The sequence below is a fragment of the Streptomyces virginiae genome (genome assembly GCF_041432505.1).
Classification (GTDB): domain Bacteria; phylum Actinomycetota; class Actinomycetes; order Streptomycetales; family Streptomycetaceae; genus Streptomyces; species Streptomyces virginiae_A.
In genome coordinates, this window is record NZ_CP107871.1 from 3974744 (window position 1) to 4000510 (window position 25767).

18 protein-coding genes are annotated in these 25767 nt (G+C 73.2%); 5 read left to right on the plus strand and 13 right to left on the minus strand.

The genetic code is table 11. The features are described from left to right. Positions 1-186: 186 nt before the first annotated feature. Positions 187-849, minus strand: coding sequence for a pyridoxamine 5'-phosphate oxidase (gene pdxH / locus OG624_RS18465; protein WP_078909480.1), 663 nt, complete (start codon positions 847-849; stop codon positions 187-189). A 200-nt stretch (positions 850-1049) separates the two neighbouring features. Between pdxH and OG624_RS18470 the strand changes: the two genes are divergently transcribed. After that, a complete protein-coding gene (locus tag OG624_RS18470) occupies positions 1050-2156 on the plus strand; it encodes a citrate synthase 2 (RefSeq protein ID WP_030009579.1) in 1107 nt (368 codons plus the stop codon). A gap of 65 nt (positions 2157-2221) precedes the next feature. Here the strand turns inward: OG624_RS18470 and OG624_RS18475 are convergent, their stop codons facing one another. From OG624_RS18475 to OG624_RS18505, 7 genes are all read right to left on the minus strand, one after another. Further along, on the minus strand, positions 2222-2809 hold the full coding sequence (locus OG624_RS18475) for a TetR/AcrR family transcriptional regulator (RefSeq protein WP_033223702.1): 588 nt from the start codon (positions 2807-2809) through the stop codon (positions 2222-2224). Next, positions 2797-3534, minus strand: a complete 738-nt coding sequence (locus tag OG624_RS18480) for an enoyl-CoA hydratase family protein (protein WP_033223701.1) — start codon at positions 3532-3534, stop codon at positions 2797-2799. The genes OG624_RS18475 and OG624_RS18480 overlap by 13 nt, the downstream gene beginning before the upstream one ends. Before the next feature lie 616 nt (positions 3535-4150). Continuing rightward, on the minus strand, positions 4151-5311 hold the full coding sequence (locus tag OG624_RS18485; protein ID WP_266442156.1) for an acyl-CoA dehydrogenase family protein: 1161 nt from the start codon (positions 5309-5311) through the stop codon (positions 4151-4153). Continuing rightward, positions 5308-7212: an acetyl/propionyl/methylcrotonyl-CoA carboxylase subunit alpha gene (locus OG624_RS18490; RefSeq protein ID WP_371639605.1), complete on the minus strand. Its 1905-nt coding sequence runs from the start codon at positions 7210-7212 to the stop codon at positions 5308-5310. The genes OG624_RS18485 and OG624_RS18490 overlap by 4 nt, the downstream gene beginning before the upstream one ends. An 8-nt stretch (positions 7213-7220) precedes the next feature. Then, complete coding sequence (locus OG624_RS18495; RefSeq protein WP_161293888.1) at positions 7221-8819, minus strand: acyl-CoA carboxylase subunit beta; 1599 nt, start codon at positions 8817-8819, stop codon at positions 7221-7223. After that, complete coding sequence (locus tag OG624_RS18500) at positions 8816-10591, minus strand: acyclic terpene utilization AtuA family protein (RefSeq protein WP_371639606.1); 1776 nt, start codon at positions 10589-10591, stop codon at positions 8816-8818. Before OG624_RS18500 ends, OG624_RS18495 begins: the two co-directional genes overlap by 4 nt. Beyond that, positions 10588-11400, minus strand: coding sequence for a TIGR03084 family metal-binding protein (locus tag OG624_RS18505; RefSeq protein WP_371639607.1), 813 nt, complete (start codon positions 11398-11400; stop codon positions 10588-10590). The genes OG624_RS18500 and OG624_RS18505 overlap by 4 nt, the downstream gene beginning before the upstream one ends. Before the next feature lie 373 nt (positions 11401-11773). Between OG624_RS18505 and OG624_RS18510 the strand changes: the two genes are divergently transcribed. Further along, positions 11774-13396 (plus strand): alpha/beta fold hydrolase, encoded by a 1623-nt coding sequence (locus OG624_RS18510; RefSeq protein ID WP_371587944.1) that lies wholly within the window; start codon positions 11774-11776, stop codon positions 13394-13396. 96 nt (positions 13397-13492) lie between these two features. Next, positions 13493-13966: an NUDIX hydrolase gene (locus tag OG624_RS18515; RefSeq protein WP_033223696.1), complete on the plus strand. Its 474-nt coding sequence runs from the start codon at positions 13493-13495 to the stop codon at positions 13964-13966. A gap of 104 nt (positions 13967-14070) precedes the next feature. Here the strand turns inward: OG624_RS18515 and OG624_RS18520 are convergent, their stop codons facing one another. The 3 genes from OG624_RS18520 to OG624_RS18530 all read right to left on the minus strand — a co-directional run bounded on the left by OG624_RS18520 (position 14071) and on the right by OG624_RS18530 (position 18233). Beyond that, the gene (locus tag OG624_RS18520) at positions 14071-14433 is read right to left on the minus strand and encodes a DUF1801 domain-containing protein (RefSeq protein WP_033223695.1); all 363 of its coding nucleotides are present in this window, start codon (positions 14431-14433) and stop codon (positions 14071-14073) included. Then, entirely contained in the window at positions 14433-15404 is a 972-nt protein-coding gene (locus tag OG624_RS18525) for an EamA family transporter (protein ID WP_371587945.1), read from the minus strand. The genes OG624_RS18520 and OG624_RS18525 overlap by 1 nt, the downstream gene beginning before the upstream one ends. Positions 15405-15479: 75 nt before the next feature. Continuing rightward, positions 15480-18233: an FAD-binding and (Fe-S)-binding domain-containing protein gene (locus tag OG624_RS18530; protein WP_371639608.1), complete on the minus strand. Its 2754-nt coding sequence runs from the start codon at positions 18231-18233 to the stop codon at positions 15480-15482. Between the two features lie 84 nt (positions 18234-18317). Between OG624_RS18530 and serC the strand changes: the two genes are divergently transcribed. Continuing rightward, complete coding sequence (gene serC, locus OG624_RS18535; protein ID WP_033223692.1) at positions 18318-19439, plus strand: phosphoserine transaminase; 1122 nt, start codon at positions 18318-18320, stop codon at positions 19437-19439. A 151-nt stretch (positions 19440-19590) separates the two neighbouring features. After that, positions 19591-22722: a sacsin N-terminal ATP-binding-like domain-containing protein gene (locus tag OG624_RS18540; protein WP_033223691.1), complete on the plus strand. Its 3132-nt coding sequence runs from the start codon at positions 19591-19593 to the stop codon at positions 22720-22722. Positions 22723-22795: 73 nt separating this feature from the next. Here the strand turns inward: OG624_RS18540 and OG624_RS18545 are convergent, their stop codons facing one another. Both OG624_RS18545 and OG624_RS18550 read right to left on the minus strand, forming a co-directional pair. Further along, entirely contained in the window at positions 22796-25261 is a 2466-nt protein-coding gene (locus OG624_RS18545; protein WP_033223690.1) for a cation-translocating P-type ATPase, read from the minus strand. Positions 25262-25409: 148 nt separating this feature from the next. Next, positions 25410-25724: a DUF2530 domain-containing protein gene (locus tag OG624_RS18550; RefSeq protein ID WP_371592993.1), complete on the minus strand. Its 315-nt coding sequence runs from the start codon at positions 25722-25724 to the stop codon at positions 25410-25412. Positions 25725-25767 lie beyond the last annotated feature (43 nt).

The window sequence follows — 25767 nt, forward strand, 5'->3', positions numbered from 1 at the left end:
ACGCGTGAGGTGGCTGCGGGCTAGGGCCCGTCGTCAGTAGCGCACCCAGTGCGGTGCCCGGCGGAATCGCCCGGCGCCAATCCCAAGCAGTCACCCGACCCGCGGGCTCGCCGGTACGTCCGGCCGGCTTCTCTCACTGCAGGAGAGAAACCCGAGCCCGCGGGTCGTCTGCGTTTCCCGCCGGCCCTATGGGCAGAGCCGCTCCACGTGCCACTTGTCCCCGTCCAGGACATAGCGCAGGCGGTCGTGCAGGCGGTTCTCGTGGCCCTGCCAGAACTCCACCGCCTCCGGGACCACCCGCAGGCCGCCCCACTCCGGCGGCACCGGCACCTGCTCGCCCTCCGGGTAGCGGGCCTCCAGCTCGGTGTAGCGCCGGTCCAGCTCCGCACGCGATCCGATCACGCTGGACTGCTCGCTCGCCCAGGCACCCAGCTGGGAGCCGTGCGGGCGGGAACGGAAGTACGCCGCCGTCTCGTCGCGGCCGATCCGGGCCGCCGTACCGGTGACGATCACCTGGCGGGCGATCGGATGCCACGGGAAGAGCAGCGCGACGTGCGGGTTCTCGGCCACTTCGCGGCCCTTGCGGGAGGCGTAGTTGGTGAAGAAGACGAAGCCCCGGCCGTCGAACTGCTTCATCAGCACCGTCCGTGAACTGGGCCGCCCGTCGGGCGTGGCCGTCGATACGACCATCGCGTTCGGTTCGAAGAGGTGCGAGTCGGCGGCCTGCTGGAACCAGAGGGCGAACTGGTCCATCGGATTCTCGGCGAGACTCCCCTCGTCGACGATCTCCGAGCGGTACTGCTTGCGCATCATGGCGGGGTCAATGTCCTGATCGGTCACGCTCGCCATCCTGCCGCAGCCGGACCGGTGACGGTGTGCCGTATGTCACGCTTCCGCAGTCGGGGCGGAACGGCCAAAATCTTGGGGCCGGTCCGTAGGTCCCCGAGCGGGTGACCGACGGCCGTGCCGGGCATCAACGGGGATGACCGCGCCGGACCGCGAGTCACGCCGGGAGCCGCGCGTGTTCGCACTATCTGAGGAGCCGCCTGATGTCCGACTTCGTACCCGGGCTCGAAGGGGTCGTCGCGTTCGAGACGGAGATCGCCGAGCCCGACAAGGAAGGCGGGTCGCTCCGCTACCGGGGCGTCGACATCGAAGACCTCGTCGGCCACGTCTCCTTCGGGAACGTCTGGGGCCTGCTGGTCGACGGTGCATTCAACCCGGGCCTGCCGGCCGCCGAGCCCTTCCCCATCCCGGTCCATTCCGGTGACATCCGTGTCGACGTCCAGTCCGCGCTCGCGATGCTCGCCCCCGTGTGGGGTCTGAAACCGCTGCTGGACATCGACGTGCAGACCGCCCGCGACGACCTCGCACGCGCGGCCGTCATGGCCCTGTCGTACGTCGCCCAGTCCGCCCGCGGCCAGGGCCTGCCCATGGTGCCGCAGCGGGAGATCGACAAGGCCGAGTCCGTCGTCGAACGGTTCATGATCCGCTGGCGGGGCGAGCCGGACCCGCGGCACGTCAAGGCCGTCGACGCGTACTGGACCTCGGCCGCCGAGCACGGCATGAACGCCTCCACCTTCACCGCACGGGTCATCGCGTCGACCGGCGCGGACGTCGCCGCCGCACTGTCCGGCGCGGTCGGCGCCATGTCCGGACCGCTGCACGGCGGGGCACCCTCCCGCGTCCTCGGCATGATCGAGGAGATCGAACGCACCGGCGACGCCGTCGCCTACGTGAAGAAGGCCCTCGACAAGGGCGAGCGCCTGATGGGCTTCGGGCACCGCGTCTACCGCGCCGAGGACCCCCGCGCCCGCGTGCTGCGGCGCACGGCCAAGGAACTCGACGCACCGCGCTACGAGGTCGCCGCCGCACTGGAGAAGGCCGCGCTGGAAGAGCTGCACGCGCGCCGCCCGGACCGCGTGCTCGCCACGAACGTGGAGTTCTGGGCCGCGATCATGCTCGACTTCGCCGAGGTTCCGGCGCACATGTTCACGTCGATGTTCAGCTGCGCCCGGACCGCCGGCTGGTCGGCGCACATCCTGGAGCAGAAGCGCACCGGCCGCCTCGTCCGGCCCTCGGCCCGCTACATCGGGCCGGGCCGGCGCAACCCGCAGGAGATCGAGGGGTACGCGGACATCGCCGAGACCGCGTAACAGCTGCACGTACAGGGCGCCGTATCCCGCGAGCGGGGTGCGGCGCCCTTCTCGTTCCCGCCGACTCAGCCGAGGGCCGCGTCCAGGATCCGGGACCACTGGGCGACCACCCGGGCCCGGCGGGCCGTGTCGTCGGTGAGCACATTGGCCAGACCGAGCCCCCGCGCCATGTCCAGCAGGCCCTGCACCGTCTCCCGTACGCCCGGCACCGACTCGTCCGCGCCCAGCAGCTCGACGGCGATGCGGTGGGTCTCGCGGCCCACCCGGGCCTCCAGTTCGGTGACCTGGGGCCGCAGCTGCTCCTCGTTGGAAGCGGCCACCCACAACTGGAGCGCGGCCCGGAAGAGGGCGCCGGTGTACAGGTCGACCAGTGCCTCCACCACGACGGGGCGGGCGGCCGGGCCGGCGTGGAAGAGGTCGCGCAGGGCGGTGGACCGTTCCTCGGCGACATACTCGACGGCCGCGGTGAACAGGTCCTCGCGGGTCGGGAAATGGTGCTGGGCGGCGCCGCGCGAGACCCCGGCCCGTTCGGCGACGACCGAGACGGTCGACCCGGCCCAGCCGTGCTCCGCCAGGCAGGACACGGCCGCCTCCAGGAGGTGGCGGCGGGTGACGCGGCTACGCGCCTGCTTGGGGCCCGTCACAGTGACCATGACGGTTCCCGGCGCTCGAAGCGGGCGGTGATGCCTTCGCGGGCCTCGTCGGAGGCGAAGAGTCCGGCGGACAGCTCGGTGAGGCGGGAACCGTCACGGGTGAGGGCCTCCCGTACGGCGGCGGAGGTCAGCGCCTTGGTCGCGGCCAGCCCCTGCGGGGAGGCCTTGCGCAGGCCCGCGAGTACGGGCTCCAGGGCCGCGTCCACGTCCTCGCCGTGCAGGGTGAGCAGCCCGATCCGGGCGGCCTCGGCGGCGTCGAAGGCCTCGGCGGTGAGGAAGTAGCGGGCGGCGGCGCGCGGGTCGAGGCGCGGCAGCAGCGGCATGGAGATCACGGCGGGGGCCAGGCCCAGATGGGTCTCGGTGAAGGCGTACGAGGACCGCGGTCCGGCGGCGGCGATGTCGCAGACACCGAGCAGCCCGAGGCCACCGGCCCGGACGTGTCCGGTGACCCGGGCGACCACGGGCTTCGGCAGCTCGGCGATCTCGCGGAGCAGGGCGAGGAAGTCGGCCGGATCGCAAGGGGACTTGAGGTCGGCGCCGGCGCAGAAGGTGTTGCCGGTGTGGGTGAGGACGAGGGCCCGGACGGCGGGATCCGCGGCCGCGGTGGCCAGGGCGGTGCGGAGTTCTGCGACGAGGTCGGCGGAAAGGGCGTTGCGGTTGCCCGGGGAGTCCAGGGCGAGGGTGGCGATGCCGGTCGCCTGGGCGGCGTGCACGAGTGGGGCCATGTCTCCTCCGGAGTGGTGTGCGGATGGGGGTACTTCGCCCCTCCGGGGAGGGTACGTGCCCGTGTGGTGCGCGGCTCGCTTCGGCCTGGGCCGTCTACCGGGCGCGGCCCGGGCAGGGCGCCTCAAACGCCGGCGGGGCCGGTTCCCCTGCGGGGTCGCTCGGCGGTGTGGGGCTACGGCTCGGGCTGCGCCCGGGGCTGCGCCTCAAACGCCGGCGGGGCTTGATGGGCGGGGCTTGTGTCTCGGTGGCGGGTGGGGGTCGGGGCGGGGGGCCGGGGCGGGGTGTCTCCTCGGGTCGCGCCTTACTGGCATGTCTCGGTTGTGGGGCGGGGTTGCGCGCTCGTCCTGCGGGGACACCCCACCCCGTCCCCCCACCCCTCGGGCCGTACCGTCGAAGCCCCGGCGTGGGGCGGGGACACGCAGGAGGGTCCCCGCAGGACGAGGCGCGACCCGGGCCGTCTTGCCGGGACGTGGCCGCACGCGCCGAGCCGAGGAGACCCTCGTGCGGGGCCCCGCACCACCCCGCACCACCCAGCCCCGCCGGCGATTGAGGCGCCCCGCCCGGCAAGGGCAAAATCCAGCTGAACACCACCGAGCCACCCCGCAGGGGATCCGGTCAGTACGACTTGGGGAGGCCCAGGGTTTGGTGGGAGATGAAGTTCAGGATCATCTCCCGGCTGACCGGGGCGATGCGGGCCACGCGGGAGGCGGTGATGAGGGAGGCCAGGCCGTATTCGCGGGTGAGGCCGTTGCCGCCGAGGGTGTGGACCGCCTGGTCCACCGCGCGGACGCAGGCCTCCCCGGCGGCGTACTTGGCCATGTTCGCCGCCTCGCCCGCCCCCATGTCGTCCCCCTCGTCGTACAGGCGGGCCGCCTTCTGCATCATCAGGCGGGCCAGTTCCAGCTCGATGTGGGCCTGGGCCAGCGGGTGGGCCACAGCCTGGTGGCCGCCGATGGGCTGCTTCCAGACCTGGCGGGTCTTCGCGTAGTCGACGGCCTTGGCCAGGGCGTGGCGGCCCATTCCGATGGCGAAGGCGGCCGTCATGATCCGCTCGGGGTTGAGGCCGGCGAACAGCTGGAGGAGGCCCGCGTCCTCGTCTCCGACGAGCGCGGACGACGGCAGCCGTACCTCGTCGAGGGTGAGCTCGAACTGCTTCTCGGCGGCGGCCAGTTCCATGTCGATGACCGTGCGGCCGAAGCCGGGGGCGTCGCGCGGCACGATGAACAGGCAGGGCTTGAGGCTGCCGGTGCGGGCGTCTTCGGTGCGGCCGACGATGAGGGTGGCGTCGGCGATGTCGACGCCGGAGATGAAGACCTTGCGGCCGGTGAGGATCCAGTCGTCGCCGTCGCGGCGGGCCGTGGTGGTGATGCGGTGGGAGTTGGATCCGGCGTCGGGTTCGGTGATGCCGAAGGCCATGGTGCGGCTGCCGTCGGCGAGGCCGGGCAGCCAGGCCTGCTTCTGGTCGTCCGTGCCGAAGCGGGCGATGACCGTGCCGCAGATGGCGGGCGAGACGACCATCATGAGGAGGGGGCAGCCGGCGGCTCCGAGTTCTTCCAGGACGATGGAGAGTTCGGCGATGCCGCCGCCTCCGCCGCCGTACTCATCGGGGAGGTTGACCCCGAGGTAGCCGAGCTTCGCGGCGTCGGCCCACAGTTCGTCGGGGTGGCCGCCCTCGCGGGCGACGCGCGCGAGGTACTCGCGGCCGTAGCGCTGTCCGAGGGCGGCGACGGCGGTGCGCAGGGCCTTGTGTTCGGTGGACTCGATGGTGGGGCTCATGACTGCGGTTCCTCCTGGACTACGGCGAGCAGGGCGCCGAACTCGACCTGTTGGCCGGTGGCGACGTGGAGCGCGGTGAGCGTGCCGGAGGCGGGAGCGAGGATGCGGTGTTCCATCTTCATGGCCTCCAGCCAGAGCAGGGGTTGGCCTGCGGTGACGGGGGTGCCGGGGGTGAGGCCCTCGGCGACGCGGACGACGGTGCCGGGCATGGGGGCGAGCAGCGAGCCCGGTTCCGTGCGGTCCTGGGGGTCCGGGAAGCGGGGGACGCGGGTGAAGGTGTGGGCGCCGAGGGCGGAGTCCACGTAGATCTCGTTCGAATTTTGTTTCACGTGGAACGCCCTTCGGATGCCCTCGATTTCGAGGGTGACGAGGGCGGGGGTGGTGGCCAGGACCCGGATTCCGGGGTGGTTCACGGGGTGGTACTGGACCTCGACCTCGGTGCCGGCCGTGGTGTAGCGGCGGGTCTGCGGCCGGGAGCGGACGTTGCGCCAGCCGCCGAGGCGGGTGGCGAGGGGGGCGTCCGGGCCGGGGGATGCTTCGGCGAGGGCGGCGGCGAGGGCCGCGGGGGTGGGGTCGGGGGTGTCGCCGGTGAGGGTGTCGAGGTGGCGGTCGTAGAAGCCGGTGTCGAGCTGTCCGGCGGCGAACTCCGGGTGTCGCAGGGACCGTACGAGGAGGTCGCGGTTGGTGGTGAGCCCGTGGATGCGGGCTCCGGCGAGGGCGGTGGCGAGGGCGCGTACGGCCTCGGCGCGGGTGGGGGCGTGGGCGACGACCTTGGCGAGCATGGGGTCGTAGTGGATGCCGACGGTGTCGCCGGCGGTGAAGCCGGTGTCGACGCGGACGGTGCCGGGGATGGCGAGGGTGTGCAGGGCGCCGGTCTGCGGGCGCCAGTCCTGGGCGGGGTCCTCGGCGTAGAGGCGGGCCTCGACGGCGTGGCCGGTGGGTTGCGGGGGCGTGGGGGGTAGGGCCGCGCGCTCGGCGACGCGTAGTTGGAGGGCGACGAGGTCGAGGTCGAAGACGGCTTCGGTGACGGGGTGTTCGACCTGGAGGCGGGTGTTCATCTCCAGGAAGTACGGGCGTCCGTCGGCGGTGACGAGGAACTCGACGGTGCCGGCGCCTTCGTAGGAGACCGCGCGGGCGGCGGCGACGGCCGCGGTGTGCAGGGTCTCCCGGAGGGATTCGGGCAGGCCCGGTGCGGGGGCTTCCTCGATGACCTTCTGGTGGCGGCGCTGGAGGGAGCAGTCGCGGGTGCCGAGTGCCCAGACGGTGCCGTGGGTGTCGGCGAGGATCTGGACCTCGACGTGGCGGCCGCGTTCCACGTAGGGCTCGGCGAAGACCTCGCCGTCGCCGAAGGCGGAGCGGGCCTCGGCGGAGGCCGCGTCGAGGGCCTCCTTGAGCTGGTCGAGGTCGCGGACCACGCGCATGCCGCGGCCGCCTCCGCCGGCGGCGGCCTTGAGGAGGAGGGGCAGGTCGGCGGGGGTGGCGGTGGCCGGGTCGACGGGGTCGAGGAGCGGTACCCCCGCGGCGCGCATCAGTTCCTTGGCCCGGGTCTTGGAGGCCATGGCCTCGATGGCGTCGGGGGGTGGGCCGATCCAGGTCAGTCCGGCGGCCAGGACCTCGCGGGCGAAGTCGGCGTTCTCGGAGAGGAAGCCGTAGCCGGGGTGCACGGCGTCGGCGCCGGCGGCGAGGGCGGCCTTGATGATCAGGTCGCCGCGCAGGTAGGTGTCGGCGGGGGCGGCGCCGGGCAGGCGTACGGCCGCGTCGGCGTCGCGGACGTGCAGGGCGTCGGCGTCGGGGTCGGAGTGGACGGCGACGGTGGCCAGGCCCAGGGCACGGGCGGTGCGGAAGATCCGGACGGCGATCTCACCGCGGTTGGCGACGAGGAGGGAGGTCAGGTTCGTCATGTGCGGGCTCACATCCGGAAGACGCCGAAGCCGCCACGGGCGCCCTCGACGGGGGCGTTGTGGACGGCCGACAGGCACAGGCCGAGGACGGTACGGGTGTCGCGCGGGTCGATGACGCCGTCGTCGTACAGCCGCCCGGACAGGAACATGGGGAGTGATTCGGATTCGATCTGCGCTTCGACGAAGGCGCGCATGCCGGCGTCGGCCTCCTCGTCGTAGGGGAGTCCCTTGGCGGCGGCGGACTGGCGGGACACGATGGAGAGCACTCCGGCCAGTTGCTGGGGGCCCATGACGGCGGATTTGGCGCTGGGCCAGGCGAAGAGGAAGCGGGGCTCGTAGGCGCGGCCGCACATGCCGTAGTGGCCGGCGCCGTAGCTCGCGCCGATGAGGACGGAGAGGTGCGGGACGCGGGAGTTGGAGACCGCGTTGATCATCATCGCGCCGTGTTTGATGATGCCGCCCTGCTCGTACTCCTTGCCGACCATGTAGCCGGTGGTGTTGTGGAGGAAGAGGAGGGGGATGTCGCGCTGGTTGGCGAGCTGGATGAACTGGGCGGCTTTCTGGGACTCGGCGCTGAAGAGCACGCCCTGCGCGTTGGCGAGGATGCCGACCGGGTAGCCGTGCAGGGTGGCCCATCCGGTGACGAGGCTGGGGCCGTAGAGGGGCTTGAACTCGTCGAAGTCGGAGGCGTCGACGATCCGGGCGATGACCTCGCGCGGGTCGAAGGGGGTCTTGAGGTCGGGCGGGACGATGCCGAGGAGTTCCTCGGGGTCGTGGAGGGGTTCCTCGGCCTTGGGCGGGTCCTGGTGCGGCTTGCGGTGGTTCAGGCGGGCGACGACGCGGCGGGCCTGGCGGATGGCGTCGTACTCGTCGAGGGCGTAGTGGTCGGCGAGTCCGGAGGTGCGGGCGTGCATGTCGGCGCCGCCGAGGGACTCGTCGTCGCTCTCCTCGCCGGTGGCCATCTTGACCAGGGGCGGACCGCCGAGGAACACCTTGGAACGGTCCTTGATCATGATGGTGTGGTCGGACATGCCGGGGATGTACGCGCCTCCGGCGGTGGAGTTGCCGAAGACGACGGCGACGGTCGGGATGCCCTCGGCCGAGAGCCGGGTGAGGTCGCGGAAGATCGCGCCGCCCGGGATGAAGATCTCCTTCTGGGAGGGCAGGTCGGCGCCGCCGGACTCCACGAGGCTGATGACGGGCAGGCGGTTCTGCCGGGCGATCTCGTTGGCGCGCAGCGCCTTCTTCAGCGTCCACGGGTTGGAGGCGCCGCCGCGGACGGTGGGGTCGTTGGCGGTGATCAGGCACTCGACGCCCTCGACGGTGCCGATGCCGGTGACCATGGAGGCGCCGACGGGGTGGTCGCTGCCCCAGGCGGCGAGCGGGGACAGTTCCAGGAACGGGGTGTCGGGGTCGAGGAGCAGTTCGACGCGCTCGCGCGCCAGGAGCTTGCCGCGCTTCTTGTGCCGGGCCGTGTACTTGTCCCCGCCGCCCTCCAGGGCCTTGGCGTGCTCGGCGTCGAGGGCGGCGAGGCGTTCCAGGGCCGCGGTACGGGCCTGCGCGTGATCGGGGGCGTGCGGGTCGACGGTGGTGCCGAGGCGGGTCATGAGGTGGCCTCCGGGGCCGGGAGGAGTGCGACGGGGATGTCGAGGTGGCGAGCGCGGAGCCATTCGCCGAGGGCCTTGGCCTGGGGGTCGAAGCGGTGGCCGGAGGCGACGCCGTCGCCGAGGATGCCGGTGACGGTGAAGTTGAGGGCGCGCAGGTGGGGCAGGACGTGGCGGTCCACGGTGTGCCGCGCGGTCTCGGGGAGCAGGGCCTGGAAGGCGGCCACGGTGAGGGTGTGGAGCAGCCACTGCCAGGCGGGGTCGGTCTCGACCCAGACGCCGACGTTGGCGTCCCCGCCCTTGTCGCCGCTGCGGGCGCCGGCCACGGCCCCGAGGGGCGCGCGGACGGTCTTCCGGGGCTCCGCCCCGGACCCGGCGGGGGCTGCGCCCCCGACCCCTTCGGGGGCTCCGCCCCCGGACCCCCGCGCCTCGAACGCCGGCGGGGCCGGCAATGCGGCAGGCTCCGCCGGCGGGGCCGGAGATGCGGGGGGCTCCGGCGGGGGGACTCGTACGCGGGTGCCGTCCGGGAGGACCGCGGTGTGGGGGACCTCGTCCGACGGGATCAGGATCGAGGTGAAGACGCCGTAGGGCTGGGCCGGGCCGGGTGGGGCGGTGACGTGGAAGCCCGGGTAGCTGCCGAGGGCCAGTTCGATCGCCGTCGAGGTCAGGGTGCGGCCCACCCGGTCGGGGGACGGGTCGCGGACCACCAGCCGCAGCAGGGCGGAGGCCGTCTCCTGCGTGTCGGCGTCCTCGTGGTCGGTACGAGCCAGGGTCCACGTGGTGTCGGCCACGCCCTCCAACACTTCGGTGAGTTGGGTCCGGACGAGACGCGCCTTCGCTTCGATGTCGAGGCCGGTCAGGACGAAGACGATCTCGTTGCGCCAGCCTCCGATCCGTGTGACGCCGACTTTCAGCGAGGCCGGCGGGGCCTCGCCGCGCACTCCCGTGACGCGTACCCGGTCGGCGCCCTCGTCGGTCAGCCGGACGGTGTCCAGGCGGGTGGTCACGTCCGGGCCGAGGTACCGCACGCCCTGGGTCTCGTAGAGGAGTTGGGCGGTGACGGTGCCGGTGGTGACGGCGCCGCCCGTACCGGGGTGTTTGGTGATGACCGCGGAGCCGTCCTCGGAGATCTCCGCCAGTGGGAAGCCGGGGCGGCGGATGTCGTGGCGGGCGAAGAAGGAGTAGTTGCCGCCGGTGGCCTGGGTGCCGCATTCCAGGACGTGGCCGGCGGTCACCGCCCCCGCCAGTCGGTCGTGGTCGTCGGGGGCCCAGTCGAACCACCAGGCGGCCGGGCCGCTGACCAGCGCCGCGTCCGTGACCCGGCCGGTCACCACCACGTCGGCGCCCGCCCGCAGGCAGGCCGTGATCCCGGCGCCCCCCAGGTAGGCGTTGGCCGTCAGCGCGCCGTCCACGCGCGCGGTGAGGTCGTCGCCCTCGACGTGCGCGACCCGCACCGGTACGCCCACCTTCGCCGCCAGGGTCCGTACGGCGTCGGCGAGTCCGGCCGGGTTCAGGCCGCCGGCGTTCGCGACGATCCGTACGCCGCGCTCGTGCGCGAGCCCGAGCCCCTCCTCCAGCTGGCGCAGGAAGGTCTTGGCGTATCCGAGGTCCGGGTTCTTCAGGCGGTCGCGGCCCAGGATCAGCATGGTCAGCTCGGCCAGGTAGTCGCCGGTGAGGACGTCCAGCGGGCCACCGGTGAGCATCTCGCGCAGGGCGCCCGAGCGGTCCCCGTAGAAGCCGGAGGCGTTGCCGATGACGAGCGGGCGCCGGGTCATCGCGCGGCCCCCGGCTCGCGGCCGGCTCCCGCGGGGCCGGCGAAGGCCTGGGCGATGTCCAGCCAGTGGTCCGCGTCGGGGCCGGTCGCGGTCAGGGCCAGGTCGGCGCGGTGGGCCCGCTGGGTCACCAGAAGGCAGAAGTCGAGCGCCGGGCCGGTGATCCGCTGCGGGGCGTCCGGCGGGCCGTACGCCCACACCCGCGCGCCGTCGGGGGCCGTCAGCTCCACCCGGAACTCCTCGGCGGGCGCGGGCAGTCCGTGGACGGCGTAGGCGTAGTCGCGGGCCCGTACGCCGATCCGCGCCACGTGCCGCAGCCGCGCGGTCGGGGTGCGGCGCACGCCGAGCGCGTCGGCCACGTCCTGGCCGTGGGCCCAGGTCTCCATCATCCGCGCACTGGCCATCGAGGCGGCCTTCATCGGCGGCCCGTACCAGGGGAAGCGGGTGTCGGGCGAGGCCGCGGCGAGCGCCTCGTCGAGGGCGGCGCGCGTGGTGCGCCAGCGGGCGAGCAGCTCGGCGGGAGGCAACTGGGCGCCCTCGCGGGCGCCCTCGTCGACGAAGGTGTCGGGTGACTTGAGGGCTTCCTCGACCATCCCGCCGAAGCCGGTGGCGTCGGTGAGGGAGAGGAGCGAGGCCAGGTCGGTCCAGTGCAGGTGGGCGATCTGGTGGGCGATGGTCCAGCCGGGCGCGGGGGTGGCTCTGCCCCAGTCCGGGTCGGTCAACTCCCCCACCAGGGAATCGAGTTCGCGACCCTCCTCACGCAGATCGGCGAAGACGGCGACGGCTGCGTCGGCGGCGGACGGATCGGGCACGGTGCGCTCCCCTTCTCGGCGTGAGGGGAAGACTGGCAGCACCCGACAAAACAATCAAGCATGCTTGCATGATTTTCTCGAGTGGCGACGCCTTCCCGCCACCCGAGCCAAACCACCGCATCCGAAAGGCAGTTGCCGCACGGCCCGGCGGCCGCAGGTCCCGCTGCGCGGCGGCCTGCGGGAGCAGCGGGGGCGATTCAGGCCGTAAGCCGGAAACTCGCGATACGTCACCGGATGTCCCGTCGATACTGAACGCTCCGCTCCGGGCCCGGGCGGGCGCACCCACGTTCGTGTCACTCGACGCACTCGGCTCACCCGACTCATTCGACGCACTCGACGAAGACGAAGAAGACGACGAAGAGGATGGACTGACGTGACTCCAGCCGCCCGCACCCCCATCTCCCTCTACCCCGAACTCGACACGACCGCCCTGACCGCCTTCGTCACCGCCCTGGAGAGCGGCGACGTCACCGGCCTCGCCCCCGCCCGCGCCGCCGAGATCGCCGAGGTCCGCTCGGTCGCCGTCTTCACCCGCGGCAAGGTGACCGGCGCCGACGGGGACCTCCTCGACGCCGCGCTCTGGCGGCACACCGGCACCCAGCCGCGCCCCGCGATCGTCATGCCCTCGCCGTGGACCGACCTCGGCTGGCTCCCGTACGCCGTCCAGGCCTCCCTCTTCGCCGCCCGCGGCTACAACGTCCTCGCCTACTCCGCCCGCGGCTTCGCCGGCTCCGAGGGCCAGGTCGACGTGGCGGGCCCGCTCGACGTCGCCGACGGCAGCCGGGCCCTGGACCACCTCATCGAGCGCAGCACCGGCCCGGTGACGAAGATCGGCTTCCTCGGGGACTCGTACGGCTCCGGGATCAGCCAGCTCGTCGCCGCGCACGACACCCGCGTCGACGCCGTGGTCGCGCTCAGCACCTGGGGCGACCTCGGCGAGGCCTTCTACGAGAACTCCACCCGGCACATCGCGGCCGTACGGGCCCTGCTCGACGCGGCCGCGAAGGCCCGGCTGAGCCCGCAGACGCAGAGCGTCTTCGACAACGTCCTCGCCAACCGCGACGTCCAGGGCACCCTGCGCTGGGCGGAGACCCGCTCCCCCTTCACCCACATCAAGGAGCTCAACCGCCGCCAGGTGCCCGCCTTCTTCTCGCACGCCTGGCACGAGACGCTCTTCCCGCCCAACCAGACGCTGAAGATGTTCAACGAACTGACCGGTCCCAAACGTCTCGCCGTCTCCATCGGCGACCACTCCGGCCCCGAGATGACCGGCATGCTCGGCCTGCCCAACCGGATCTGGACGGACGCCCACCGCTGGCTCGACCACCACCTCAAGGACATCGACAACGGCATCGACGCCGAGGGGCAGGTGCTCGGCGAGATCATGTGGAGCAAGACCCTCGAACCCCGCCCGACCTGGCCCTCCCTCACCGAACGCCTGGAACGACTGCACCTGGCGGACGACGGCGAGCTCGGCGAGGAGCCGCAGGCCGGCTGGACGTCGATCGTGCTGTGCGGGATGGACACCCCCGCGACCGTCGCCGATCAGGTGGTGCGGTCCGGGTACGCGGAGATCGCCGGCCGCCCGAAGATCTACCGCACCCAGGACATCGACCGCACCGTCGCCGCCGTATGGACCGCGGAACCGGCCGCCGAGATCACCCGGCTGCGCGGCATACCGCGGCTGCGCGTGACGTACCGGGCGGCGAACCCCGGATCCACCTTCGTCGCGTACCTCCTCGACACGGCACCCGACGGCGCGGCCCACATCATCACGCACGCCCCGTACACCGACCTCGACTCCCCGCCCGACAGCCTGATCAGCGCGGACATCGACCTCCAGGCCACGGCCTACGACGTGCCGCGCGGCAACCGGTTGATGTTGGTGATCGACGCCCGCGACCCGTTCTACGGCGACGCCAACCTGCCGCGCGCGAGCCTGGCGTTCACCTCCCCGGAGGCCACCCCGTCCTACCTGGACCTACCGCTCGGCTGACTCCGTAGCCCTGCCGGCCCGCCCGTCCGGCCCTCCGGGGCCGGGCGGCCGGGCGGGCTCTGGACGCGGGGCGGGAGTCGGCGGAAGGTGAGGGGCATGAGCTTCCGAATGGCGGCGTACGCCGTGTGCATCGAGGACGGCCGGGTGTTGCTCGCCCGCCACGTCTCGCCCGAGGGCGACAGCACCTGGTCCCTTCCGGGCGGCAGGGTCGAGCACGGGGAGGACCCGTTCGACGCGGTGATCCGCGAGGTCGCCGAGGAGACCGGCTGCGACGCCGTGGTCGATCGCCTGCTGGGCGTGGACTCCCGACTGATCCCCGCCGCCGAACGCACCGTCCCCGGCGGCCCGGACCACCAGAACATCGGCATCTTCTACGAGGTCCGCATCACCGGCGGCGAACTCCGGCCGGAGCCGAACGGTGCGGTCGTCGAGTCGGTCTGGACCCCGATCGCCGAGGTGACCGCACTCCTGCGTTCCTCGCTGGTCGACATCGGCCTCACCCTGGCCCACACCCGCCCGGCAACGGGCCACGCAGCCACAGTCCCGGTCGGCGGCCTGATCCTGCACTGAGGGGCGTCGCGCCCACCCTGAGGCGGATCGAGTGGCTCCCGCCACCCTCACCCCGCCCCACCTGCCCGATACCGCCCCAGCAGTTCCCGACCTCGAAGCCCCCCTCAGCAGACCTTCCCCGGGCCCGGACCCGACCCCGCCGTCGCTCTGAGGAGGTCTCGGAGGAGGGTGAAGTCGATTGTGGTGGGGTTGCGGAAGCGGAGGCAGGCTTTGCCCATGTCGTGGGGGGCCAGGCGGTCCGCGAAGGCTTCCCGGACGTCCGTGCGCATCAGGTAGAAGGAGATGTACTGCTTCTGGTTCGCCCAGGCGATCTCGCCGGCCGTCTCGCCCGCCCGTACGTACACCGGCATCCCGTACGCGATCTGCTCCTCGAACCCGGTCAGCTCCTGGAGGCACAGCTCGCGCAGGCGGACCAGGGCCTCGCGGCGGGCGTCGGGGACCTCGGCCAGGTAGGTGGCGACATCCATCAGGCGGCCTTCCTCCGGATCTGCGAGCGGACCGCGCCCATGCTGGCCGCGATCACGAGGGCGATGGCCAGGGCGTCCAGCGCGGACATGGCCTGGTTCAGGACGAGGAAGCCCGCCGTGGCGGCGATGGCCGGCTCCAGGCTCATCAGGATCGCGAAGGTCGGGGCCGGCATCCGTCGCAGCGCGAGCAGTTCCAGCGTGTACGGCAGGACGGAGGACAGGACGGCCACGCCCAGGCCGAGGGCCAGGGTGCTCGGGACCAGCAGGTCCGAGCCCGCTTCGGCGATGCCCAGCGGCAGCGAGATGACCGCGGCCACCGCCATGGCCAGGGCGAGCCCGTCCGCCTGCGGGAAGCGGCGGCCGGTACGCGCGCTGAACACGATGTACGCCGCCCACATCGCGCCCGCCCCGAGCGCGAAGGCCGCGCCCAGCGGGTCGAGGGAGCCGAAGCCGAGTCCGCCCCCGCCGTGCCCGGACAGCAGGACGACGCCGCCGAGCGCGAGGCCCGCCCACAGGACGTTGACCAGGCGTCGGGAGACGATGACGGAGAGGGCGAGCGGTCCGAGGACCTCCAGGGTGACGGCCGGGCCGAGCGGGATCCGGTCGATGGACTGGTAGAAGAGGCCGTTCATGCCGGCCATGGCGACGCCGAAGGCGAGCACCGTGCCCCAGTCGGCGCGGGAGTAGCCGCGCACCTTCGGGCGGCACAGGAGCAGCAGCACGATCGCGGCGGCCGCGAGGCGCAGGGTGACCACGCCGGCCGCGCCCGCCCTCGGCATGATCATGACCGCGAGGGCGGCGCCGAACTGCACCGAGATCCCCGCCGATATCACCAGCGCGACGGGACCGAGGCCGGACCGGAGGCCGGAGCCGGAAGCGGAACCGGAGCCCTGGGTGGGCGACGGGTCCGCCGCCGTTGCGGCGACGGCCGGCGAGGCCGCCGGGGAGGACGAAGAGGAAGGTGCGGGCATCTCTCCAGCCTAAGGGGAAGTAAGGGGTGTTGCCGTATGTCCTTCCTTACCACTGTCTGCCCTTGCGACTGGCGGTCACAACCCTTCCGCGAGGAGTTCCGCCAGGTGCCGGGCCCGGGCCCCGCCCAGCTGGGCGATCTGCGTGCGGCACGAGAATCCGTCCGCCTGGATCAGGGCGTCCGGCGGGGCCGCGCGCAGGGCCGGGAGCAGCTGTTCCTCCGCGCAGGCCACCGACACCTCGTGGTGCCCGGGTTCGAAGCCGAAGTTCCCGGCGAGGCCGCAGCAGCCCCCGCTGAGTTCGCCGGTCAGGCCGGCCCGCTCGCGCAGTCTGCGATCGGGGCCGTCCCCGAGCACCGCGTGCTGGTGGCAGTGGGTCTGGCCGACCACCTTCCGGTCCAGGTGCGGCGGCCGCCAGGCCGGGGCGTACTCCTCCAAGGTCTCGGCGAAGGTCCGTACCGCCCCTGCGAGGCGGGCCGCGCGGGGGTCGTCGGGGAGCAGCGCGGGCAGGTCGGCGCGGAGGGCCGCGGCGCAGCTCGGTTCCAGGACGACGACGGGTCCTGCCGGCTCGCCCAGTGTGTCCAGGGTCCGGCGCAGGACGGTGCGGGCGCGGTCGAGACGGCCCGTGGAGACGTAGGTGAGACCGCAGCACACCCGGCCGGCGGTGGGTACCTCGACGCTCAGCCCCGCCGCGCGGAGCACCTGGGTGGCCGCCCGGCCGGCCGCGGGGTTCAGGTACTGGGTGAAGGTGTCCGGCCAGAGGGTGACCGCTCCCCCGGGCCCCGACGCCCTGTCCGGCCCCGACGCCCCCTTCGCCCCCTTGGCCGCGCCCGGCTGTCGTGCCCACCACCGCGTGAAGGGTTCGCTGGCCAGTTCCGGCAGTCGGCCGCCCCGCTCCCGGTCCAGTCCCGGTACGGGGACGCGTCGGGCCAGGGCGTTGACGGCCCCCGCCGCCCGGAGGCGGGCGATCAGGCGGAGCCGGTCCGGTAGGCCGCCCAGGGTGTAGTGGGACAGCGGGCGGATCCGGCCCGCCCAGTGGTGGTGCAGGAACTCCGCCTTGTACGTCGCCATGTCCACGCCCACCGGGCAGTCGCTGCGGCAGCCCTTGCAGGCCAGGCACAGGTCCAGCGCCTCGGCGACCTCCGTCGAACGCCAACCGTCCGTGACGATCTCCCCGGCGAGCATCTCGTGCAGCAGCCTGGCCCGGCCGCGGGTGGAGTGCCGTTCCTCGCCCGTGACCCGGTAGGAGGGGCACATCACCGAGGCGCCGCCGGGGTCGGTGGTCCGGCATTTCGCGACGCCGACGCAGCGGGCGATCTCGCCCGCGAACGGGGTGGCGGGCAGCACCGCGAAGCGTAGGTTCTCGTCGAGTCGTGCCGGCCTGACCAGGGTCCCCGGGTTCATGCCGCCCGCCGGGTCCCACACGTCCTTGTAGGCACCGAAGAGCCGGATCAGGTCCGGCCCGTACATCTTGGGCAGGAGTTCCGCGCGGGCCTGGCCGTCGCCGTGCTCGCCCGACAGGGATCCGCCGTGCGCGACGACGAGGTCGGCCAGTTCCTCGGAGAAGGTCCGGAAGCGGGCGATGCCCGGCGCCGACACCAGGTCGAAGTCGATCCGTACGTGGACGCAGCCCTCGCCGAAGTGCCCGTACGGGGATCCGCGCAGCCCGTGCGCAGCCAGCAGCGCCCGGAATTCCCGCAGGTAGGCGCCCAGCCGGGCGGGCGGTACCGCGCAGTCCTCCCACCCCGGCCAGGCCATGCCGCCGTCCGGCATCCGGGTCGCGGTGCCCGCCGCGTCCTCGCGGATCCGCCACAGGGCCCGTTGTTCGGCCGGATCGGTGACGAGTGCCCGGTCCACGGCGTCGGCGGCTCGCAGCAGGGCGCGGGCCGCGCCCTCGTCCGGCATCTCCACGAACAGCCACGCACCGCCCCGGGGCAGTCGCGCGGCGGCGTCGCCCACCAGGTCCTGGGCCATCCCTTCCACCGTGAGTGGCCCGTGGGGCAGCAGCCCGGCCGCCGCTTCGGCGGCCGCGCTCTCGTCGGCGTATCCGAGCACCGCGAGGACCGGCGCCCGGGGTGTCTCCACGAGGCGGACGACCGCCTCGGTCACCACCCCGAGCGTGCCTTCGCTGCCGCAGAACGCCCGCGCCACCTGCACCCCGTGCTCGGGCAGCAGCGCGTCGAGGCCGCCGTAGCCGGAGATCCGCCGGGAGAAGCCGGGCGGCATGCCGGTGCGCAGTGGTCCGAGGTGTCCGGTGATCAGCTCTCGCAGGCCGTCGGGGGCGCCCGCCCAGCCGGTGCCGATGCGGTGGGAGGTGCCCCCGTAGGTCGTCACGGCCAGTTCGGTCACGTTGTCGGCGGTGGTGCCCCAGGCGACCGAGTGGGCCCCGCAGGCGTTGTTGCCGATCATGCCGCCGAGGGTGCAGCGGGAGTGGGTGGAGGGGTCAGGTCCGAAGGTCAGCCCGTAGGGGCGCACCGCGTCGCGCAGTCGGTCCAGGACCAGCCCGGGGTGGACGACGGCCGTCCGGGCTTCCGGGTCCACCGACACGAGCGTGTTCATGTGGCGGGTGAGGTCGAGGACCACGCCGACGCCGGTGGCCTGGCCGGCGATGGAGGTCCCGCCGCCGCGCGGGAGGACCGGGACCCCGGCCTCGGCGCACACGGTGAGGGCGGCCGCCACGTCGTCCGCGTCGCGCGGGGCGACCACGCCCACCGGGACACGCCGGTAGTTCGAGGCGTCCATGGTGGTCAGGGCGCGTGCGGCAGCGCCGAAGTCGATCTCCCCGCGCAGGTTCTCCCGCAATGTCCGTTCGAGTTCACCGGGTGACGTCACGGCCCCACCCTCCCACCGGCCGGAGCCGTCTCATCGGGTGGACGCGCTTCCGAGGCGCGGACCGGGACCCGATACGCTCCGCTCGTGGCTGAGATCCAGATTCCCGCTGACATCAAGCCCGCCGACGGACGCTTCGGCGCGGGCCCCTCCAAGGTGCGGACCGAGGCGCTGGACGCCCTCGCCGCCACCGGTACCTCCCTGCTCGGAACCTCACACCGCCAGGCCCCGGTCAAGAACCTGGTCGGCTCGGTGCGCCAGGGCCTCCGGGACCTCTTCTCCCTCCCCGAGGGGTACGAGGTGATCCTGGGCAACGGCGGCTCCACCGCCTTCTGGGACATCGCGACCGCCGGTCTGATCGAGCAGAAGTCCCAGCACCTCACCTTCGGCGAGTTCTCCTCGAAGTTCGCCACGGCCGCGAAGCTCGCGCCGTGGCTGGACGCGCCGTCCGTGATCTCCTCGGAGCCGGGTACGCACCCGGAGCCGGTGGCCGAGGCGGGCGTGGACGTGTACGCGTACACGCACAACGAGACCTCGACGGGTGTGGCGGCGCCGATCAAGCGCGTCGCGGGCGCCGACGCCGGGTCCCTCGTTCTGGTGGACGCGACCTCGGGCGCCGGTGGTCTGCCGGTGGACATCACCGAGACGGACGTCTACTACTTCGCGCCGCAGAAGTCCTTCGCCTCGGACGGCGGCCTGTGGCTGGCCGCGTTCTCCCCGGCCGCCCTGGAGCGCGCCGCCCGTGTGCACGCGTCCGGCAGCCGGCACATCCCGGAGTTCTTCTCGCTGCCGACGGCGATCGACAACTCGCTGAAGAACCAGACGTACAACACCCCGGCGCTGTCGACCCTGTTCCTGCTGGACCAGCAGCTGCGGTGGATGAACAGCCAGGGTGGTCTGGAGTTCACCACGGGCCGTACGGCGGCCAGCGCGCGCAACCTGTACGGCTGGGCGGAGGCGTCCAAGTACGCGACGCCGTTCGTCGTGGACGCCGACAAGCGCTCGTCCGTCATCGGCACGATCGACTTCTCGGACGAGATCGACGCGGCGGCGGTCGCCAAGGTGCTGCGCGCCAACGGGATCGTGGACACCGAGCCGTACCGCAAGCTCGGCCGCAACCAGCTCCGTATCGCGATGTTCCCGGCGATCGACCCGGCGGACGTGCAGGCGCTGACGGCCTGCATCGACCACGTGATCGAGAAGCTCTGACCATCGCCCGTCCGGTACGACGCGAAGCCCCCGGTGACCTGCGTTCGCCGGGGGCTTCGGCGTTCCCCGGAAACCCGTGGGCCACCGGCGTGGGCGTTCTCCCGTACGCGGTACCTTCAGGGCTCCGGCGGCGATTCTTGGAGGCAGCGGCGTGAGCGTGCGAGTGACGGCGGCCCAGAGCGGTGTGGACCCCTTCGGCACGGCCCGGCTGCGGCGCGGGGTGCTCGACGCGTGGGGTGCGGGCCCGGCCCGGTTCCGCGAGGACGCCAACGCCGAGGAGGACCTCGCGCTCGGTGGCTACCGGGACCGGCTCGTCATCGAGTTGGCGCAGAACGCCGCCGACGCCGCGGCCCGGGCCAAGGTGCCGGGCCGGCTCCGGCTCACCCTGCACGAGGGCGAGGGCGGGCACGCGCTGCTGGCGGTCGCCAACACCGGTGCCCCGCTGGACGCGACGGGCGTGGAGTCGCTGAGCACCCTGCGCGCCTCCGCCAAGCGGGAACCGTCCGGCGACAGCGTGGGCCGGTTCGGCGTCGGCTTCGCGGCCGTCCTGGCGGTCTCCGACGAACCGGCGGTGCTGGGCCGGCACGGCGGTGTGCGCTGGTCGCTGCCCGAGGCCCGTGAACTGGCTCGGGGCGCCGCCGTCGGCAGCCCGGGGCTCGGTGACGAACTGCGCCGCCGTGACGGGCACGTTCCGCTGCTGCGCCTCCCGCTGCCCGCCGAGGGCACCGCCCCCGACGGCTACGACACGGTCGTGGTCCTCCCGCTGCGCGACGCCGCCGCCGAGGGCCTGGTGGAGCGGCTGCTGGCGGGCGTCGACGATGCCCTGCTGCTCACGCTGCCCGGTCTGCGCGAGGTCGTCGTGGAGACCCCGGCGGACGGCACGCGCACCCTGTACCGGCGCGACGAGGGCCCGTACACGGTCATCGAGGACACCACCGCCTCCGGTACGGTCACCCACCGCTGGCGCACCGTCCGGCACGGCGGCCCCATCGAGCGGGAGCTGCTCGCCGACCGGCCCGTCGAGGAGCGGCTGCGGCCCACCTGGGCGGTGTCCTGGGCCGTGCCCGTCGACTCCGACGGCGCCCCGGTGCGCCCGGTGACCGCCCCGGTGGTGCACGCGCCGACCCCCACCGACGAGCCGCTGGGCATCCCGGCGCTGCTCATCGCGACCCTGCCGCTGGACACCACCCGCCGGCACCCCGCGCCGGGTCCGCTGCTCGACTTCCTCGTGGAGCGCGCGGCCGACGCGTACGCCGAACTCCTCGGCGCCTGGGACCCGGTGACGACCGCCCTGGTGGACCTGGTGCCCGGCCCGCTCGGCAAGGGCGAGCTGGACGGGGCCCTGCGCGCGGCCGTCCTCCAGCGGCTGCCCCGTACGGCGTTCCTCGCGCCGGCCGCTCCGCCCGAGCACGCGGAGGAGCGCAATGCCCTGCGCCCCTTCGAGGCCGAGGTGGTGGAGGGCGCGGGCGCCGACACCGTACGCGTCCTCGCCGAGGTCCTGCCGACGCTGCTGCCGGCCGGCCTGGAGCGCCGGGCCGAGCTGCGCACCCTGGGGGTGGGCCGGCTGCCGCTGGGCGACGCCATCGAGCGGATCGCGGGGATCGAGCGGACCCCCGAGTGGTGGCACCGGCTCTACGACAGCCTCGCCGGGGTGGACCCCGACCGGCTGTCCGGGCTGCCCGTGCCGCTCGCCGACGGCCGTACGTCGATCGGCCCCCGGCACATCCTGCTGCCCGGCGCGGACACGCCGACGAGCCTGGCCCGGCTGGGGCTGAAGGTGGCGCATCCGGACGCGGCGCACCCGCTGCTGGAGAAGCTCGGCGCCCTCCCGGCCACGGCCCGCGCGGTCCTGACGACCCCGCAGGTGCGGGCGGCCGTCGCCGCCTCCCTCGACGCGGGGGAGATCTGGGACGAGGACGCCGACACCCTGGACGCCGACGAGCTGGCCGAGGTGGTCCTGGGGCTGGTCCGGGACGCCGATCTGGCGCCGGGCGACGAGCCCTGGCTCGGCGCACTGGCCCTGCCGGACGAGGACGGGGAACTGGTCCCGGCGGGCGAGCTCCTGCTGCCGGGCAGCCCGCTGGCCTCGGTGATCCGCGAGGACGAGGTCCCGTACGTGGACGCGGACCTCGCCGAGCGGTGGGGCGCGGGCCCGCTCACCGCGTGCGGGGTCCTGGCCACCTTCCAGCTGGTCCGTGCCACCGACGTGGTCCTCGACCCGGACGAGCTGGAACCGCGCGAGGGCGACTTCGCCGAGCCCGACGACGCGGGCCTGCTGGACGCGGTGGACGTGTGGTGCGAGGACGTCCTGGACCAGCTGCCGGAGCTGCCGGTCCCGCCGGTGGCGACCGAGCTGGTCGCCGTCCGGGACCTCGACCTCGTCGACGACGACTGCTGGCCGCAGGCGCTGGCCCTGCTCGCGCAGCCGCCGCTGCGCGACGCGCTGACCCAGCCCGTGCGGATCCTGCTGCCGGACGGCACCACGCAGTCGGTGCGCCCGTACACGGCCTGGTGGCTGCGCGACCACCCGGTGCTCGACGGCCGCCGCCCGGCGGGCCTGCGCGCGGCGGGCGGCGACCCGCTGCTGGCGGGCCTCTACACCTCGGCGGACGCCACGGGCTTCGAGGACGAGCAGGTTCTGCGGGCGCTGGGCGTACGGACCTCCGTGGCGGCCCTGCTGGACGAGCCCGGCGGCGCCGCCGAACTGCTGGGCCGCCTCGCCGACCCGGACCGCGAGGTCACCGGCCACCAGCTGCACGGCCTGTACGGCGCGCTGGCCGACCTGGACCCCGAGCAGGTCACCCTCCCGGACGAGCTGCGCGCGGTGGTGGACGGCGAGGTGCTCGTGGTGGACGCGGCGGACGCGGTGATCGCGGACGCCCCGGACCTGCTGCCGCTGACAGCGGGGCTGCCGCTGCTGCCGGTCCCCCCGTCGCGCGCGGCGGATCTCGCGGACCTGCTCCAGGTGCGCCGCCTCTCGGAGACGGTTCCGGCGGAGGTGACCACGCCCGGCGAGGAGCACGAGGTCCCGGAGTCGGTGCTCGTGCTGCTGGGTCCGGCCACTCCGGTGACGTACGTCGAGCACGAGGAGCTGGTCGCGGGCGGCACGGAGCTCGACTGGCGCCGCACCCCCGACGGCACGCTCCACGCGTCGACGCTGGAGGGCGTCGCCGCCGGCCTCGCCTGGTCGGCGGGCCAGTGGCCGCGCCGCTTCGAGGTGGCGGCCCTGCTGGAGGACCCGTCGCGTACGGCGGAACTGGCCCGGGACCGCTGGTTCGACTGACGGGCCCGGCGCGCCGTCCGGGCGCGGCTCCGCCGCCGGGGCCGCCCCGGACCCGGCCGCGGGGCCGGGACCGTTACGCCGGGAACTTGCGGTCGACCCACCGGAAGGTGAACTCGATCAGCACGGCCGCGCCCACGGCGACGGCCACCGCGATCCACGGCACCACGACGCCCACCAGCTTGAGCTGGAAGAAGGTCTGCAGCCACGGCACGACGAGGACGATCAGGAACGCCCCACCCATCGCGCCGACCAGGGCCACCCGCCACCACGTGTAGGGGCGGGCGATGATCGCCAGTACCCACATGGACGTCAGGAACAGCGTCAGCGTGGCCGCGCTGGACTCGGCTTCGAGGGCGCCCTGGCCGGTGTAGTGGTGGCGGGCGATCAGGTACGAGACGAAGGTGGCCACGGCCGCGATGGCGCCGCCGGGGATCGCGTAACGCATGACCCGCTTCACGAAGTGCGGTTTCGCGCGTTCCTTGTTCGGGGCCAGGGCCAGGAAGAAGGCCGGGATGCCGATGGTGAGCGTCGACAGCAGCGTCAGGTGGCGGGGCAGGAAGGGGTACTCGACCTGCGAGCAGACCACCAGGATGGCCAGCAGCACCGAGTAGACCGTCTTCGTGAGGAAGAGGGTGGCCACGCGGGTGATGTTGCCGATGACCCGGCGGCCCTCGGCGACCACCGAGGGCAGGGTCGAGAAGCTGTTGTTGAGGAGGACGATCTGGGCCACCGCCTTGGTCGCCTCCGAGCCCGAGCCCATGCTGACGCCGATGTCCGCGTCCTTGAGGGCGAGGACGTCGTTGACCCCGTCGCCCGTCATGGCGACCGTGTGGCCCTTGGACTGGAGGGCTCCGACCATGTCCCGCTTCTGCTGCGGGCTCACCCGCCCGAAGACGGAGTTGTCGTCGAGGACCTGCGCCATGTCGGCCTGGTCGGTGGGGAGCCCCCGCGCGTCGACGGTGTTCTCCGCGCCCGGCAGACCCAGCTTGCCGGCGACCGCGCCGACGGAGATCGCGTTGTCGCCGGAGATGACCTTCGCCTTGACGTTCTGGTCCTCGAAGTAGCGCAGCGTGTCGGCGGCGTCGGGGCGCAGCCGCTGTTCCAGGACGACCAGGGCGGTCGGCCGGACCCCGGTGGCGACGGCCGCGTCGTCGAGTTCGCGGGCGGAACGGGCCAGCAGCAGGACGCGTAGTCCCTGCTCGTTGAGGTCGTTGATCTCGTCGAGGGCCGGGTCCCCGGCGGGGAGCAGGACGTCGGGGGCGCCGAGCAGCCAGGTGTTGTTCTCCCCGTCGCCCTCGCTGAAGCTGGCGCCGCTGTACTTGCGGGCGGAGGAGAAGGGCAGGGACTCGGTGCAGCGCCACTCCGCCATGTCGGGGTAGGCGTCGATGATCGCCTGGAGGCTGGCGTTGGGGCGGGGGTCGGACTCGCCGAGGGCGCCGAGCACCTTCTTCACGTAGGCCGGGTCCGCGCCGCCGAGCGGGCGGAGCTCGGTGACGTCCATGCCGCCCTCGGTGAGGGTGCCGGTCTTGTCGAGGCAGACCACGTCGACGCGGGCGAGGCCTTCGATGGCGGGCAGTTCCTGGACCAAACACTGCTTGCGGCCGAGGCGGATGACGCCGATCGCGAAGGCCACGGAGGTGAGCAGGACGAGCCCCTCGGGGATCATCGGGACGATGCCGCCGACGGTCCGGGCGATGGAGTCCTTGAGGTTGTTGTCCTTGACGAGGAGCTGGCTGATGATCAGACCGATCGAGGTCGGGATCATCATCCAGGTGACGTACTTGAGGATGGTGGAGATGCCGGAGCGCAGCTCGGAGTGGACGAGCGTGAAGCGGGAGGCCTCTTCGGCCAACTGGGCGGCGTAGGCCTCGCGGCCGACCTTGGTGGCGGTGAACGCGCCGCCGCCGGCGACGACGAAGGACCCGGACATGACCGGGTCCCCGGGCTTCTTCAGGACGGGGTCGGCCTCGCCGGTGAGCAGGGATTCGTCGATCTCCAGGCCGTCGGCCTCGCCGACGGATCCGTCGACGACGACCTTGTCGCCGGGGCCGAGCTCGATGACGTCGCCGAGGACGATCTCGGAGGTGGAGATCTCGGCGGTCCGGCCGTCGCGGCGCACGCTGGGTTTGACCTCGCCGATGACGGCGAGGCTGTCGAGGGTCTTCTTGGCCCGCAGTTCCTGGATGATGCCGATGCCGGTGTTGGCGACGATCACGAAGCCGAAGAGGCTGTCCTGGATCGGTGCGACCACGAGCATGATCACCCAGAGGACGCCGATGATCGCGTTGAAGCGGGTGAAGACGTTGGCGCGGACGATGTCGGCGGTGGAACGGCTGCTGCGCACGGGAACGTCGTTGACCTCGCCCCGCGCGACCCGCTCGGCGACCTCGGCGGTGCTCAGCCCGCCCGGCTTGAAGCGGGGCGCGGGCGGCCGCATCGGGTGTACGGGGTCCAGCTCCGCTCCCGCGTCGATGGCGGGGGCGGCCGTGCCGCCACCCGGCTCCGGCCCGTCGGATTCGGTTCCAGCCCGCTGCGTCATGCCTTCGACGTTAAGCGGGCTTCTTGCGCTTCACCCGCCGAGAAGTCCGAAGATCCGACCTCAGGATGACCCGAATCGTCCCCTGGTAGCGCCGCGGGTCCTCCCGCGGGGTGGGGACACTCCGGGATGTCCCCGCAGGGAGCCGCCGCTAGGGCTGCGGTCCCGAGCCCGGCTGCCCGGTCTGCCCGTCCTGCCCGTCCCGCTCGGCCTGCGCAGCAGCCTCGGCGTGACGCGCAAGGGCCGCGTCGCGGCCGCGGACGTACCAGATGCCGATGAGGCCGAGGAAGCCGCCGGCCGCGCAGGTCCAGACCCACCACAGTTGGCCACGGTCGGCAAACCACCCGTAGAAGGGCAGCTGGACCAGGAAGAGGGCGAACCACAGGATCGTGCCACCTGTGACGGTGGCGACGACCGGGCCCTCCAGGGGCTCGGGCGCCTCGTGCTTCGCAGTCCATTTCGCCATGCGGCAAGTCTAGGCGTCGCGAAACGCCATCTACGCGCGGAGA

What these genes read in the sequence shown, in the direction of transcription:
- OG624_RS18520 (WP_033223695.1), bottom strand. Translation starts at nt 14,433, where the DNA reads ATGGATGTCGCCACCTACCTGGCCGAGGTCCCCGACGCCCGCCGCGAG.
- pdxH (WP_078909480.1), bottom strand. Translation starts at nt 849, where the DNA reads ATGGCGAGCGTGACCGATCAGGACATTGACCCCGCCATGATGCGCAAG.
- OG624_RS18480 (WP_033223701.1), bottom strand. Translation starts at nt 3,534, where the DNA reads ATGGCCCCACTCGTGCACGCCGCCCAGGCGACCGGCATCGCCACCCTC.
- OG624_RS18525 (WP_371587945.1), bottom strand. Translation starts at nt 15,404, where the DNA reads ATGCCCGCACCTTCCTCTTCGTCCTCCCCGGCGGCCTCGCCGGCCGTC.
- OG624_RS18495 (WP_161293888.1), bottom strand. Translation starts at nt 8,819, where the DNA reads ATGACCCGCCTCGGCACCACCGTCGACCCGCACGCCCCCGATCACGCG.
- OG624_RS18515 (WP_033223696.1), top strand. Translation starts at nt 13,493, where the DNA reads ATGAGCTTCCGAATGGCGGCGTACGCCGTGTGCATCGAGGACGGCCGG.
- OG624_RS18475 (WP_033223702.1), bottom strand. Translation starts at nt 2,809, where the DNA reads ATGGTCACTGTGACGGGCCCCAAGCAGGCGCGTAGCCGCGTCACCCGC.
- OG624_RS18545 (WP_033223690.1), bottom strand. Translation starts at nt 25,261, where the DNA reads ATGACGCAGCGGGCTGGAACCGAATCCGACGGGCCGGAGCCGGGTGGC.
- OG624_RS18470 (WP_030009579.1), top strand. Translation starts at nt 1,050, where the DNA reads ATGTCCGACTTCGTACCCGGGCTCGAAGGGGTCGTCGCGTTCGAGACG.
- OG624_RS18500 (WP_371639606.1), bottom strand. Translation starts at nt 10,591, where the DNA reads ATGACCCGGCGCCCGCTCGTCATCGGCAACGCCTCCGGCTTCTACGGG.
- OG624_RS18490 (WP_371639605.1), bottom strand. Translation starts at nt 7,212, where the DNA reads ATGACGAACCTGACCTCCCTCCTCGTCGCCAACCGCGGTGAGATCGCC.
- OG624_RS18550 (WP_371592993.1), bottom strand. Translation starts at nt 25,724, where the DNA reads ATGGCGAAATGGACTGCGAAGCACGAGGCGCCCGAGCCCCTGGAGGGC.
- OG624_RS18485 (WP_266442156.1), bottom strand. Translation starts at nt 5,311, where the DNA reads ATGAGCCCCACCATCGAGTCCACCGAACACAAGGCCCTGCGCACCGCC.